This is a genomic window from Allobosea sp. GW823-FHT01F03, from assembly GCF_058798075.1.
Genome location: NZ_CM179505.1, coordinates 5,559,590 through 5,573,216 on the forward strand (window position 1 = coordinate 5,559,590; position 13,627 = coordinate 5,573,216).

Sequence of the window (13,627 nt, forward strand, 5' to 3'; positions counted from 1 at the left end):
ATGGACGCGTGATCTCGACCACTGGAGATCGACATGACACGCGCCTTCACATCCGCCCTTTCGTCAGTCGCCTTAGCGATTTCTCTCGTCGCAACTCCCTCGCAGGCCAGCGACTTCACCCGCGCCGACGTTCTCGTGCTCATCAATCGCGACGTGCGCCACTGGATCCTGAACTCTGACGACTTCCGCCTGGACATCGAGGCGCTGCGCATTCCCCGATCAACCGGCGAGCAGGGGAAGGTCTGCGGACCGATCGTGTCGCTGCGTCGCGACGAGAACCCGAGAGCGTTTCAGTCCTACAGCGCGACGCTCTGGATCTTAGGCGACAAGCTGGTCGTCGGCGGCATGCAGCCGTTCTTCACGAAGATCGATGAACTCATCGCCGCGGACCTGTGCCGGTGAAGCGATCCTCAGTTCCCGGTGGCGTAGAGACGTAGTTCTCGGCAGCCGCACGTCGGGATGCCATTGAAAGGTTTCAGGCTTCTCAGGAAGCAAGCTACGGCGTCCCAAGACGTGAGCCGGGAGTGGTTATGAAAGCCAACCTCCGGCCCGGGATTTAAAGACTCGCGCCGCAGGCGCGACGCAAGGCCGAAGGCCGCGCAGGGCGAGCGCAGCGAGCCGAGGCAGGCAGGCAGGCAGGCAGGGAAGCTTCCGGACGTCACACTTTATGCTGCGGTTCCTTAAATAATAAACATGCTTAGAGTATAAAGCCATATATAGGGAAATGTCACAAAGCGTGACAAACAACAGCCCGGCAAAAAAGTGCTATATAGTCTCCAGCATTAAATGGAGCATATGCCTTGACCCTGGCCGACCTCGAAAGCTCTGCGTCGTCTGCCAATAGACATACCGGCGATCGTGAGCCCGTATCGATGCGCCGACCTGATTTGGCTCCTCGTATGGCAATCGAGGCGTGGAAGGCCGACAAGGAGCGGCACAGGGCGCGCGATCGAGTCTTCGATCGTCACCTGGAGCGGGCCCTCTACAGGATCTCGCGCGAGAGGGTTGGGCTGACCGTCCGGTCGTATACCCATCACGTGCACGAGCCACAGCAGCCTACTGAGGATCGTGAGGCGTGTGAACGTCGCAAGCACAGAGATCGCCAGCGCGTCTATCGCAATGGCAGTGCCGATAACGTCCGGACCTGGACTGACCTGTCCACGTTTACCCCCGAAGAGAAGGCCGCCTACAAGCGCGCGCAGGCAACTGAGCGGAAGCGCTGTCAGCGTGCGCGTGAGCGTGAAAAGAAGTTCGGTATTTCGGATGACATCGACGTTGACGAAGCGCTCAGAACCCTCGACCTCGAAGAATAAGGGAAGTGCGGTGACCAACACCATCGGTTGGGCCAACCGCGTTGGATGGGATCGATCAGCTAGAGGCCACGGTGCCGATCGACCCATGCCTGCAGCGATGCAGCCAGGTCTGATTTCAGACGGTGCTCTTGATTCAGGGCTCTTCCGACGCTGGCGTCGAGTCGTTTCCGACCTAGCTCGTCCATAACGGTGCCCATCTTGATCCCGCGCCGGGCCATGATCTCGATGACCCGGCGCTTGCCATCGAATGTCAGACGGCCCTCGGCATCCGTGATCGCCAGCAATGAGGTCGTCGACGACGGCGGAGATGCGGCGCCGCTCGTTCGGCCTCCAACAATCGACAGAAATTCAGCTCTTTCGGTCGGAGTGGCCTTCTTCCATGCCCTTATCAACGCGTGGATCTGCTTGGGGGGCTGCCGAACGCCCGCGGCCAGGATCGCCGCAGCTGCGCTCTTAAAATCGCCGGCTAGATAGCGCGCATAGATCGCGGGATGCTTCTTCTCGACAACGCCGAGGTAATAGACGTTGTCGCGCTTTTGCTTCGCCATAGCGTCTGGTAGATTCAGCTACAGCCGTTCGTCAAGCGGGTAAGGCGAGCCTCGATCGGCAGGCCGAGCCAGGCAGGCCGCTGTAGCGATTTTGACGCTGTCCCCGTGCCGGCCACCCGGATCAACGCTGCTCAATCACACGAGCCACAAGAGGCGCCGAGCGATCTATCGCTCCAGCGCTGTTTACCCTGGTCAACCAAGAGGGCGCATTTGGACAACTTGCGGTCAACCAACATGCCGAGAGGGCACCAGAATACCTATTTGGGGCGGCCCGCAAGGTAAACCACGCAGCGCGGAAAATTCAATGAAATCAGTCGTTGGTTGACCGTAAGTTTACCCTAAGTTGTCCTGGAACGCTGAAATCAAAAAAGATCTCGGCACACGACCTGCATTGCAGCCTGATGCCGCAGGTTCACTGATTTCGACATTTCGCGTGTCCGGAGTCGAATTTCGATTGCTTCTCGCTTGCAGGGCGTCCCCGGAGAGGCGCGCGCGATAGCGATGACCGCATTCGAATAGATGCCGAGACGGACCTTCACTGCGGATGTCTGCGTTATCGGAAAATCCCGACGACGGACACCTCGAGCCTCGCCGGAACCCAGGATGAAGGGAAGCTCACTGGCAGCAACAACCCGTTTGCGCTGCATGGGTAGCGCTCAACGCTGCTGAGCCAGTTGGTGACTCTCCCTGCGAATCCTAGGGCGCATATTCGTCGTCACTGCGGTCGATGGAGCGCTGCTCGAGGCTGGCCGCGATAGCGCATCTGAGGTTGTCAGATCCTGGCGCGACGCCAGCCGGCTCGCTTGGCGTCGGCCTCAGTGCAGAACCATCGCTCTCCGCGCCACCAATGCAAGACGACGTCGGCATAATACCGCTGGCCTGGAACGTGGTAGATGCGCTCGCCGGTGGAACTGATGTTTCCGCGAATTTTGCAGCTCGGCGATACGGCTGCTTTGAGTGGCTCGCGGTAGATCCACATGCCTGCGCATAGGCTGGTCAAGCGTAAGCGTCGTCCCGGTGCCACCTTTCGGACTGGGGCATGAACGTTGATGTTCCGAGCCTGGAGGGCTTGGACATATGACGATTTCAGAGCTTACGCTTAAATCGAGCGCCGAGATCGACGAGCCGGTTCGGCGGTTTGAGGTCTTCACGGGTGCGGGGCGCCGTCGGGACTGGTCTGCCGAGGACAAGGCGCGGATCGTGGCGGAGAGCTTCGAGGCTGGTGCGACGGTGAGCGCCGTCGCCCGCCGCCATGCCTTGTCGCCGCAGCAGTTGTTCACCTGGCGGCGCGAGATCCGCAAAGCCGCGGAAGCGATGCCAGCGTTCGTGCCGGCGGTGGTCGCGTCGGAATCTGCCGTCGCACCGGAGCGGACGGCGCCAACGTCACGCCCGAAGCGGCGCGCTCGGTCGCGCCGCGCGGCAGCCATCGAGGTCGACGTCGCTGGCGTCAGGGTAACGATCGAGAACGGGGCCTCGCCGGTCACGATCGCGGCGGTGCTCGGCGCGTTGAAGGCCGGATCGTGATCGGCCCGACCGGCGCGGTCCGCGTCATGGTGGCGACGAAGCCAGTCGACTTCCGCAAGGGCGCCGAGGGGCTGGCCGCGCTGGTGCGCGAGACGATGGGCGCCGACCCGTTCTCGGGCACGATCTACGTGTTCCGCGCCAAGCGCCCGGACCGGGTGAAACTGGTGTTCTGGGACGGCACCGGCGTGGTGCTGGTCTCGAAGCGTCTGGAGGATGGCGAGTTCCGCTGGCCCAGGATCGAGGACGGAGCCCTGCGGCTGACGGCGGCCCAGCTTCAGGCCCTGTTCGAAGGGCTGGACTGGCGCCGGGTCCATGAACCGCAGCGGGCGGCGGCGCCGGTCGCCGCGAGCTGAAAGCGCTCGCAAGCATCTGACGAATATGATTGAATCGGCGTCATGGCCGCGCTCCCGCCAGAGCTCCCCCGTGACCCCGAGACGCTTCAGGCGATGCTGATCGCGCGGGAAGCGGAGATCGAGCGCCTGCGCCAGATCATCAAGGAGTTGCAGCGGCACCGCTTCGGCCGCCGGGCCGAGACCTTGCCGGAGGATCAGCTTCTGCTGGGGCTGGAAGAGGCCGAGCAGGTCGAAGCCGCCGAGTTTGCGGCGTCCGAGGAGACAGCGCCGGCTGAGAAGGCAGCCCGGGAGCGCCAGCGTCGCGCGAACCGTGGCGCGCTGCCGGCGCATCTGCCGCGGATCGAGATGATGGTCGATATCGAGAGCGACACTTGTCCTTGCTGTTCCGGTAAGCTTCATCGCATCGGCGAGGATGTGGCCGAGCGCCTCGACATCGTGCCGGCCCAGTTCCGCGTGCTCGTGCTGCGCCGGCCGAAATATGCCCGCCGCTCCTGCGAAGACGTCGTGGTGCAGGCTCCGGCCCCGGCCCGGCTGATCGAGGGCGGGATCCCGACCGAGGCGACGGTCGCCCAGGTGCTGGTCTCCAAATATGCCGATCATCTGCCGCTGTATCGTCAGGCCCAGATCTATGCGCGCCAGGGCGTCGCGCTCGATCGCTCGACGCTGGCCGACTGGGTCGGGCGCGCCGCCTTCCTGTTGCGGCCCGTGCATGAACGGATGCTGGCGGTGCTGAAGGCCTCGCCCAAGCTGTTCGCCGACGAGACCACGGCGCCCGTGCTCGATCCCGGCCGGGGCCGGACGAAGACGGGCCAGCTCTGGGCTTATGCCCGCGATGACCGGCCCTGGGGCGGCGCCGATCCACCCGGCGTCGTCTATGTCTATGCTCCCGACCGCAAGGCGGAACGGCCGATCGCTCATCTCGCCGGCTTCCGCGGCATCCTCCAGGTCGACGGCTATGGCGGCTACAAGGTGTTGGCCGAACGGGGCGAGGTTCGCCTGGCCCTGTGCTGGTCGCATGTGCGGCGACGCTTTTACGAGCTCGCTCAGTCCGGCCCCGCTCCGATCGCCAGCGAAGCCCTCCAGCGCATCGCCGAGCTCTATCGCATCGAAGCCGCGATCCGTGGCCATGATGCCGATGCACGTCGGGTCGCGCGCCAGGAGAAGAGCAGGCCGATCCTCGAGGCCATGGAGCCATGGCTGCGCGAGAAGCTCAGCCTGATCAGCCAGAAGACGAAGCTCGCCGAAGCCATCCGCTATGCGCTCTCGCGTTGGCAGGGCTTGAGCCTCTTCCTCGATGACGGTCGCGTCGAAATCGACTCCAACACTGTCGAGCGCTCGATCCGGCCGTTGGCCCTGACCAGGAAGAATGCGCTCTTCGCCGGCTCCGACGGCGGCGCCGAGCATTGGGCCGTCATCGCCTCGCTCGTCGAAACCGCAAAGCTCAACGGCGTCGAGCCGCACGCCTATCTCGCCGATGTCATCGCCAGGATCGTCAGCGGCCATCCCAACAGCCGCATCGATGAGCTGCTGCCCTGGGCCTATCCGGTTCAGGCCCCTCTCAGGGACGTGGCCTGAGGACGACGCTTACGGTCAAGCCAATGGCGACCACGATCCATTTCGCAGCGAGCCCAAAATTGAACTCCCGCCTCGGACGGCCTGGTCTGAAGCGAACAACAGTCATAGGCTCCACGATAGAGGTAAGGCGCTAACGCTCCGTGGAAGGCGCCGGTCGATTTTGAACTGGTCGCGATACCCTGGGCGATCAGCGACGGCTGTCGACTACGACCAGGTTGCGAAGATCCTCGACGCTCAGCAGCGCCTTCCTCCTGTGCAACATTCGATGGCAGTTCGCGCAGACCAGCGCGAGATCCTCGAGGCGCGTCTTGTCGCCAGGAGTGAGTGATGCGACCGGCTTTCTGTGATGGACCTCGATGAAGCCCTGACCCAGATCGCCATATCGGTCGGCGAACTCGAAGTCACATGCCTCGCAGGCCAGACGTCCGAGCTGCGCATGAACATGCTCGCGCTTTCGCTGGATCAGCTTCCGGCTGCGCTCCCGAGAGAGATGAAGGCGCAAAATCAGGCCACCTTCCTCGACCTCCAGATCGTCGTCGACCGGCGAGATGGTGACCGCATCGTCATCGATCGCTGTCCTGATTGCTCGCGCCGCTTGCGTCAGGGCAGCCCCGTCGAGAGCGAAAGTGATCCAGACCTCTTCCTCCAGCTTGTTGCCCTGGGACAGCCCGATCTTCCCGGCTGCCTGGAACGCTGGGTCGAACCTCCGGAAGTTCATCATCTTCATGTAGACGCCGTTGGCGTTGCGATAGGTCTCGCTTCGTTCGATTCCTCGGCGCTCGCCCAGCCGGTTCAGAAGCTCCGATAGTGCGGCGACCTGAGCGCTGGTCTTGCTCGGCGGTGACGCTGGATTAACCATGTAGAGCTCAAGCGCCAGCACGTGCTCGTCCCACGTCCAGTCGATGCGAGCCGAGCGAGGCACGACCTGGAAATTGAGATCCGTTAGCTTCCGGACGGCATCTCCAAGTCCACCTGACAATTCATTGTGCTTCAGCGGTCGTCCGTCACCGGGGAGGTATTTGTGGGCGACGGCGACGATCGCCTTGGAGTCGTATTCCTTCCCGTCGACCAGGAGCATGTAGTCCTTAGCCGTGCCGAAGCCGTAGGTGCGGAGGAATGTCTCGCGTCCGAGCTCGTCGAATTCGGCCAAGGCTCTGTGAACTGCGTCTGATGTCAAAGGCGCTCGGACCATTGTGATTTTTCTCCTTTCAGGCACGGCGCCCTAGCGTCTCACCAATATTTGACTTAGCAAAAATCGTCGATCGATCCCTTGGAACGCCTTAGTATTCCCATGCGCTTTGTTGCCGATGGCCCGTCGGTCCCCGATGACCTGCTTGTAGCCCGCGATTTGGGAGATGTTATCTTCTTCTGCGGCGCTGGCGTCTCACAAGCGAATGCGCATCTTCCCAACTTCGAGAAGCTTGGACGGGACGTCATTCGCTTGTTGGGGGCAGCCCAGAACAGTCCAGCTCGGCAACTCCTCGAGAAGGCCATCGAGATGGGCCAGATGGCTGGTGTGGGCGGTCTATTGGCGACCGATCGTGTATTTGGTTTGCTCGAACGGGAATTCGAGGTCAACGACGTTCGCGAAGCCGTGGCCGAGGCGATCAGGCCACCGGAGGGCTACGCACTCGACGCACATCGCATTTTGCTTAACCTGGCTACGTCACGAACTGGTGTGACCCGACTGGTCACAACTAATTTCGACCTACTGTTCGAAGAGTGTGAACCCGCGCTCGAATCCTGGGGGCCGCCGCGACTGCCGGACCCACGAAGCGACCGCGAGTTTCGCGGCATCACCCATCTACACGGCCGCGTCGACAAACATTACCGGCGACCACAGGACGATGAGTTCGTCGTCTCCAGCGCCGATTTTGGTCGAGCCTATCTGTCGGAAGGTTGGGCGACGCGTTTCATCCAGTCGCTGCTGGCTAGGTTTCAGATCGTCTTTGTTGGTTACACGGCGGACGATCCCCCAGTGCAATATCTGCTAGAGGCATTGAACCTGCGGGCCGGAAGCCGAAACCGACTCTTTGCGTTTCAGTCGGGCGAGAGCACGGAGGCCGCGGCGCTCTGGGAGCATCGCGGTGTCCAGGCGATACCGTTCGACAGCAGTAACGGGTTCGCCCCGCTATGGGATACGCTGGCGGCATGGGCGCATAGGGCGCGGGACGTCGATGGCTGGTATACTGATCTGCTGAGCAGCGCGAAGGCAGGCCCCAGCGTGATCGACGCGCATGTCCGAGGGCAAATCGCGCATGTCGTGTCAACGCGCGAAGGTGCGCACCGGATCGCGACGGCGCAGATGCCGATCGATGCAAGCTGGCTCCTGGCCTTCGATCCGCAACTTCGCTATGGGCACCCCGGTCCCTTAAAGCCCGATGACGACGCGAGCGGGATACTGGACCCGTTTGACGCACTGGGCTTCGATTTCGACGCACCGCCCGAGCCGACACAGCCGGACGATAAGTTGAACCAACGCAAGATTCCGGACGGCGCCTGGGATCCGTTCGCGCCGACTCGGCTCGATTATGAAGAGTCCGGCGAGGCCTCGACCAACACGCTACGCGGCACGGCTGCGACTATGGCCGCGCCGCTGTCCCCACGTCTCGCTAGCCTCGGTATCTGGATTCAACGTGTCGCCCATCAGCCTGTAGCCTTGTGGTGGGCCGCACACCAAGCCGGATTGCACCCGGACATCCGGCGCAGCATCGAGTCCCGGATGCGGCATGAGCCTCAGCAGTTTCCTGAGAGCGTTCGCCGAGGCTGGCGCTTGCTCTTCTCAGCCTGGTCCGACATGCGTGCGAACCCGGACATGCTGCGGTATGACATCCTAGATCGCTCGGTAAAGGAGGGTTGGTCCACTAGCCTAGTCCGTGAAATTGCCGGGATGTATCGACCACAACTCAAGATCGAACGAGTGTTCGGCATTGACCACCCTCTCACTTGGTCGGATGCGGGCGTGCCTGAGGCTGTGGTGAGCATTGATATTGAGTATCCGCATCCTCACGAGGGGCTACACATCCCGGACGAATACGTTGGCTATGCGGTGAGCCAGTTTCGCGCGAACTTGGAATTGGCGGTCAGCCTGGAAAGAGAAGTCACCGGAGACGAACGCCTGTATTTTGAGACCACCCGAGCGCCAGATAATGGGCCAGCCCTGCCCGACAACAGCTACGGACTCACCGGGCCGATTCTGATGGTTCAGAACTTGATGGCGCGCTGGCTCCGACTCGACCCCACCGCAGCGCGCGACGAGGTGCGTCGGTGGCCAGTCAGTGACGAGCACATCTTTGCGCGACTACGAATCTGGGCCGCGGGCCATGAGCTCATCCCGGCGGATGAGGCTGCGAGAATGTTGCTATCGTTCTCGGAGCGCGTGTTCTGGGGATCATTACACGAGCGAGATTTGCTTTACGCACTGCGCGATCGCTGGGCGGAGCTGCCGAGCGAATTGAAAACAGCCATTGAAGCGCGGCTTCTAACGGGCGCATTTCCTTGGAGCAAAGACGTGCGTGGCGGCGCGGAACGTGCGATCGCCGACGATCGGCTGAGCCGCTTGCACTGGCTGTCCAGCCATGGCGTGCAGTTCACGTTCGACCTGGCCGCGGAGATGGCGGCGTTGCGCGCCGCGGCGCCTGGATGGACCGAGCGCGTTGGCGACGAGGTGGCTAAATCTCGGGCGCCAGTAGTCTACAGCATCGAAACGGACAATGCCGCCGAGCCGCTGCTCAAAACGCCCATTCCGGAGATCTTGGCGAAGGCAAGGGAGGCTGGAAGGTTAGACTTGTTCGATCGCGTCCAGCGCGAACCGTTCCGGGGTCTCTCGGAGCATCGCCCGGTCCGGGCTCTGGGGGCGCTTACGCATGTCGGACGCAAAGGCGAAGCACCTCGCACAGCTTGGTCCACATTCCTATCTGCTGATATGCGCCAAAAAGACAACGCGCGGATGATCTCGGTGATCGTCGGTCGTCTAGTTCGCCTGCCGATGGACCAGTTCCAAAAGATTGCTTACCCAGTCTCAGAGTGGATGGAAGCCATCGCTGCTCGGCTTTATGGCGATACTAGCCAGGCCTTCGAACCACTCTGGTCACAGATGATGCAGGCATTGGCGACGGGCGATCCCGGGCGCCGCCCCAGGCTCGGTAACGGCTGGGCGGACATCGCGCTAAACGCGCCAGTAGGTAGGTTGGTAAACCTGCTCATGAAAGATCCGGCCAAAGATGGCCTGGGGTTATGTGCCCAGTTCCCCGCCCACTGGACTTCTAAGCTACAACAACTTCTCAGCCTGCCGGGAAATCTTCGCAGCCAAGCCCTCGTCATGATCGGCTTACAATCGGCATGGCTCTACGCCATTGACCCGGTTTGGACAGCACGCGAACTGCTCCCAGCGGCCGACGACCAGGGAGATGACGGAGACGCGTTTTGGGACGGCGTTTTTTGGGCAGCGCGGCCAAGTCGCATGCTATATCCGCGTTTGAAGGCTGGGTTGGCGGCTCGATCACGACAGCCGCGCTGGCAACGTCAGCACGGAAATGTCCTGGCTGGCCTTCTACTTTCCGGCTGGCTCGGCGAGAGAGAAAACACGCAGTCGGCGCGCCACGCCTCGGACGTTGAGTTGCGCGAAATATTGATCCACACAGGCGATGAGCTGCGAGGTCAGTTTATCTGGCATCTTGAGCAATTGCTCACAGCTGACGATGGTAAGTGGCGAGATCAGGTAATTCCATTCCTGGCCGACGTCTGGCCCAAGCAGCGAGCGCTTCGGACGCCAGCGAATTCGGCGAGGCTCGCGGATCTCGCCCTGGCGAGCGGCGACCTTATGCCGGGGGTTGTCGACCTGATCCTGCCGCGCCTAGTCCCTGTCCGCGGCCTAAATCTGCGGATGATCCTAAAAGATGGGGATGACCATCCCGCTGTGCATCATCCGCGCGCCACGCTCGATCTTCTGTGGGGCGTGTTGGCGGAGGATCCCAGACAATGGCCTTATAAGATTGAGGAAGTGCTTAATCGCTTAACCGAGGCTCCCGAGACAGCGGGGGATCCGCGGCTTTCCGAACTCAGACGGCGGCGCGAGCGATAGCGCTGTTGCGATCTAACCCGGCGCCATTGGCAAGCGCTGGCCGAAGATGGGCTGCCTCCGCCACAGCCGCGGCGCGCCCGACACGATTCGAACGTGTGACCTTTGCCGCTTCGGGCTCTGCTCAATCGCAAAATCCCTCGTTGCCGAAGCAGCCGGGATCGGCTATCCACCTTCCACGGATTGCGCCCGTAGCTCAGCTGGATAGAGCGTTGCCCTCCGAAGGCAAAGGTCACACGTTCGAATCGTGTCGGGCGCGCCATTTCCGGTCAAAGCTGGGCACAATCGTGCCAGCTCCGGTTTTCTCCTGAACAAGCCCTTCTGCCAGAGCCTGTTTCGGGCCGAGGATGCGGATTTCCTCAGGTCCGATGACGACGCGGTCCACGAACAGATGCAGCCATGCCCGGCGGAAGGCTGGATCGGCACTGCGCAGCCGCTCGCTGATCTTCTGCGAAAATGCGGCCACCCGTTCGTCCGAGATGCGTGTACCGTGCAGCACTCGCCTGCACTTCAACTGCTCGATTCGCTCCTGTCCGTCAGCGACGCGGAGTTTTGCGTCGGCAACGCGTTGAGCGAAATTGGCATCCCGATAGTCGGTGATGCCGTTCTCGATCGCGTCGTAGAGGCGGTTCAATGCGCCAAGTTCAGCTATTGGCGCATTGGTGCTTCAAGTCATCGATTCCAGCGTCAGGATAGCGCTTGGTAAGGTCAATTCGCCGCGATGACGCACTTGGTTGACCGTCCTTGCCCCTGCCGTCGCTTAGACAAGGTCAGACCGAGTATGATGGCACAGGCGAGAGCATTGCCTCCGAAGACTGCCGCCATCGTCCAATCGTGAGCGGCTAGGAGGGCGTATACGACCGTGGTCAGGTGCGAAATCGCAAACAGGCTCCAGGTCGCGCACGAAATCGCCCGCGCGCCGTCAGGGGTCTGAATGATGCGCAGGATCTGCGGCAGATAGGCGAGAGCGCGGATGGCGTTGCACAGCGTAAACACAGCTGTCGCCAGTTCAGCCGCTGTCATGGCAGCCTCCTTGTGCAAGGAAGAGGAAGCTCAACGGCCGCCGGCTGCGGCAGCCAGCCTCGCGCTGAGATCAGTGTAGATCGCAATTGCCTCGGCCTTTCGCCCGTCGCGACATGCGACCCGCGCATCGATAAGCTTCATCGCGGCATCAGCGACAATCTCCGCAGCAAGGCTCCGATCCTCCCCATGCTGTTCGATCAGGCTGAAGACGGCCAGGTCATGCGGCGCACAGGCTTCAGCTGCCGTGCCGCCGGCAAGGGCCGTGGAGGATCCGGGCGGACTCTGCATCAGCAGCGCGAAAACCACGCCAAGAAGCCATCTGCTGGACATGACGCACCTCCTGAACCTGTCAGCCGCCGGATTTGACGGGTGCGGACATCTTGTCCGGAATGGAAGTTGGCGAAGGGGTGGCTCCGTCTCCCTTCTCTCGGGACTGATTGACCACATCGCCCGTCACCTCGTTCAGGCAGACCGTCTGGAAGATCGAATATCCCCTAGGGCAGACGTCCCGGGCGCCCTGCGCAAAAGAGAGGTCCGACATCGGCAGGAGGCCGAGCAGGCACGCCGCGATGCCGCGGGCTTGTGCGGAGCGACGGATGACGCTGCGTACGTTTGATGAGATGACCATGGTGGCCGTCCTTCTTGTCATCTGTGAGGGTTGACGTCGAAAGGGCGACCGCTTGCGCGCGGCGCCGCAGAATCGGTCGACCATGGGGAATCCGGATCAGTTGAGCGCCGTCGCGACCTTGGCGATCCCCGCCTTGGCGCAGGTTTCGTCCTTGTCACCACCGGGCGCGCCGGAAACCCCGACGGCGCCGATCGTCTCGGCACCAGCCTTGATAGGCACGCCGCCGCCGATCGCGATGACGCCGGGAATCTGGCGCAGCGCTGAAGCATCGCCACTGGCCGTTGCTGTGGCGAACTCCAGCGAGGTCTGGTTGCGGGTCCGGGCCGTGTAAGCCTTCAAGCGGGCGAATTCGACGGTATGAGGCGCTGTGCCATCGCCGCGCAGCGCCGCGGCAAGCTGCCCCGCCTTGTCTACGATGACCACGCTGACGCGGAACGATGTCTTGGCACATTCCTCGACGGCACCGGCGATGATGGCCTGTGCCATGGCCATCGAGACGTTTTTTTCCACTTGAGGCGCTTGCGCATGGGCCGCTGCGGGCAGGCAAAAAAATGCGAATGCGATCAACGATGTCGTTTTCATGTGACAGGCTCCTACAAGCGCCGCTTCAGCGCTCGGATGAAGGTTTCGGTGGAAAGGGCCGGTACCCCGAACTCAGTCGAGGCCCCATTTCGCCTTGATCGCGGCGACGGTTCCGGCTGCCTCCAGCTTCGACAGCGAGCGGTCGATCTTCATCAGCAAATCGGCATCGCCCTTGCGCACCGCGAAAGCGAGATGGCCGACGAGGATGGGCTGGTAGCTTGCGACCGTGCGCAGTCCGCTATTCCCACTCATTCTCAGCAGGAAATTCGCCTGCAGCCCATTGTCGATGATCCCGTCGACGCTGCCAGCCTGGAGCTTGGCGATCGATTCCGGCGGCGTCGCCGAGAGCGAGAGGTCCGCGCCGGCGTCCTCGAGCGGCTTGACATAAGAGCTGCCGCGCGACGTCGCGATCTTCATCCCCTTGAGATCGGAGACCGATTTGAAGGCAGCGGTATTCGACGCCTTCACGATCAGGACGTCGCGATAGCTGCCATAGGGATGGGTGAAATCGACGACCTTCTGGCGCTCGGACGTGATGCCAAATGAGCCCGCGATGGTATCGATCCGCCGTTCGGCCAGCGCCTGCTGCAATTCACCAAAGGGCATCGCCTGGAACTGCAGGCTGAGGCCCGCATCGGCACTGATCGCCTGCATGATCTCGACGGCGAATCCCTCAGGCGCCTTCGTGTCCTGATTCAGGCCGGATGCGGGTTGCCCTGCCGGCGTGATGCCGACCTTGACCAGCGCCTGGGCATGGGCGGCCGGCATTGCAGCCCAAAGACCCATGACGAGAGCTCCTGCGATCCCGGTTTTCATGATGTCGTCCTCGTTTGCTGGAGCCGATGCTCCGATCACCAGGACGATAGGCGCCGCCATCAGGCAGCAACATTATCCGCAGGTGCCGTCGACAGGCGCGCCATGGGCGCGCGGATCGATCGGCAAGCTTTTGTCTTTGCAGGCGAAAACTCCAGGAAGGCATGCCGGCGTCGGTGCCGGCACCT

The 13,627-nt window shown here is 62.3% G+C and carries 15 protein-coding genes and 1 tRNA gene; 7 read left to right on the forward strand and 9 right to left on the reverse strand.

What is annotated here, in order from left to right; all coding sequences use genetic code 11:
* Positions 1–33: 33 nt before the first annotated feature.
* Entirely contained in the window at positions 34–402 is a 369-nt protein-coding gene (locus tag AC3RCC_RS26540) for a hypothetical protein (RefSeq protein ID WP_492257131.1), read from the forward strand.
* Positions 403–800: 398 nt separating this feature from the next.
* Positions 801–1,313 (forward strand): hypothetical protein, encoded by a 513-nt coding sequence (locus AC3RCC_RS26545; RefSeq protein WP_492257132.1) that lies wholly within the window; start codon positions 801–803, stop codon positions 1,311–1,313.
* A gap of 59 nt (positions 1,314–1,372) precedes the next feature.
* On the opposite strand, the gene AC3RCC_RS26550 is transcribed toward AC3RCC_RS26545, so the two are convergent.
* Together AC3RCC_RS26550 and AC3RCC_RS26555 are read right to left on the reverse strand one after the other, a co-directional pair.
* Positions 1,373–1,861 (reverse strand): hypothetical protein, encoded by a 489-nt coding sequence (locus AC3RCC_RS26550; protein WP_492257133.1) that lies wholly within the window; start codon positions 1,859–1,861, stop codon positions 1,373–1,375.
* Positions 1,862–2,633: 772 nt separating this feature from the next.
* Complete coding sequence (locus AC3RCC_RS26555) at positions 2,634–2,840, reverse strand: sunset domain-containing protein (protein WP_492257134.1); 207 nt, start codon at positions 2,838–2,840, stop codon at positions 2,634–2,636.
* Positions 2,841–2,938: 98 nt separating this feature from the next.
* Here AC3RCC_RS26555 and tnpA point away from each other — a divergent pair, with 98 nt between their 5' ends.
* From tnpA to tnpC, 3 genes are read left to right on the forward strand one after another with little or no spacing between them, the layout of a single operon-like run.
* Positions 2,939–3,385, forward strand: coding sequence for an IS66-like element accessory protein TnpA (gene tnpA / locus AC3RCC_RS26560; protein WP_492257135.1), 447 nt, complete (start codon positions 2,939–2,941; stop codon positions 3,383–3,385).
* On the forward strand, positions 3,382–3,738 hold the full coding sequence (tnpB, locus tag AC3RCC_RS26565) for an IS66 family insertion sequence element accessory protein TnpB (RefSeq protein WP_492257136.1): 357 nt from the start codon (positions 3,382–3,384) through the stop codon (positions 3,736–3,738). The genes tnpA and tnpB overlap by 4 nt, the downstream gene beginning before the upstream one ends.
* Positions 3,739–3,780: 42 nt before the next feature.
* A complete protein-coding gene (gene tnpC / locus AC3RCC_RS26570; protein ID WP_492257137.1) occupies positions 3,781–5,313 on the forward strand; it encodes an IS66 family transposase in 1,533 nt (510 codons plus the stop codon).
* Positions 5,314–5,500: 187 nt separating this feature from the next.
* On the opposite strand, the gene AC3RCC_RS26575 is transcribed toward tnpC, so the two are convergent.
* Complete coding sequence (locus AC3RCC_RS26575) at positions 5,501–6,463, reverse strand: HNH endonuclease (RefSeq protein WP_492257138.1); 963 nt, start codon at positions 6,461–6,463, stop codon at positions 5,501–5,503.
* Between the two features lie 141 nt (positions 6,464–6,604).
* Here AC3RCC_RS26575 and AC3RCC_RS26580 point away from each other — a divergent pair, with 141 nt between their 5' ends.
* A complete protein-coding gene (locus AC3RCC_RS26580; RefSeq protein WP_492257139.1) occupies positions 6,605–10,396 on the forward strand; it encodes an SIR2 family protein in 3,792 nt (1,263 codons plus the stop codon).
* Positions 10,397–10,578: 182 nt separating this feature from the next.
* A tRNA-Arg gene (locus tag AC3RCC_RS26585) sits at positions 10,579–10,655 on the forward strand.
* On the opposite strand, the gene AC3RCC_RS26590 is transcribed toward AC3RCC_RS26585, so the two are convergent.
* From AC3RCC_RS26590 to AC3RCC_RS26615, 6 genes are all read right to left on the reverse strand, one after another.
* Complete coding sequence (locus AC3RCC_RS26590; RefSeq protein WP_291638405.1) at positions 10,626–11,027, reverse strand: hypothetical protein; 402 nt, start codon at positions 11,025–11,027, stop codon at positions 10,626–10,628. The two genes, AC3RCC_RS26585 and AC3RCC_RS26590, sit on opposite strands and share 30 nt — an antisense overlap.
* Positions 11,028–11,101: 74 nt before the next feature.
* The gene (locus tag AC3RCC_RS26595) at positions 11,102–11,416 is read right to left on the reverse strand and encodes a hypothetical protein (RefSeq protein WP_291638406.1); all 315 of its coding nucleotides are present in this window, start codon (positions 11,414–11,416) and stop codon (positions 11,102–11,104) included.
* 30 nt (positions 11,417–11,446) lie between these two features.
* On the reverse strand, positions 11,447–11,746 hold the full coding sequence (locus tag AC3RCC_RS26600; protein WP_492257140.1) for a hypothetical protein: 300 nt from the start codon (positions 11,744–11,746) through the stop codon (positions 11,447–11,449).
* Between the two features lie 19 nt (positions 11,747–11,765).
* Positions 11,766–12,044: a hypothetical protein gene (locus AC3RCC_RS26605; protein WP_492257141.1), complete on the reverse strand. Its 279-nt coding sequence runs from the start codon at positions 12,042–12,044 to the stop codon at positions 11,766–11,768.
* Positions 12,045–12,140: 96 nt separating this feature from the next.
* Entirely contained in the window at positions 12,141–12,626 is a 486-nt protein-coding gene (locus tag AC3RCC_RS26610) for a GlcG/HbpS family heme-binding protein (protein ID WP_492257142.1), read from the reverse strand.
* Between the two features lie 72 nt (positions 12,627–12,698).
* Positions 12,699–13,412 carry a substrate-binding periplasmic protein gene (locus AC3RCC_RS26615; RefSeq protein ID WP_291638410.1) on the reverse strand — a complete coding sequence of 238 codons (714 nt, stop codon included), beginning with the start codon at positions 13,410–13,412 and terminating at the stop codon, positions 12,699–12,701.
* Between the last annotated feature and the right edge of the window lie 215 nt (positions 13,413–13,627).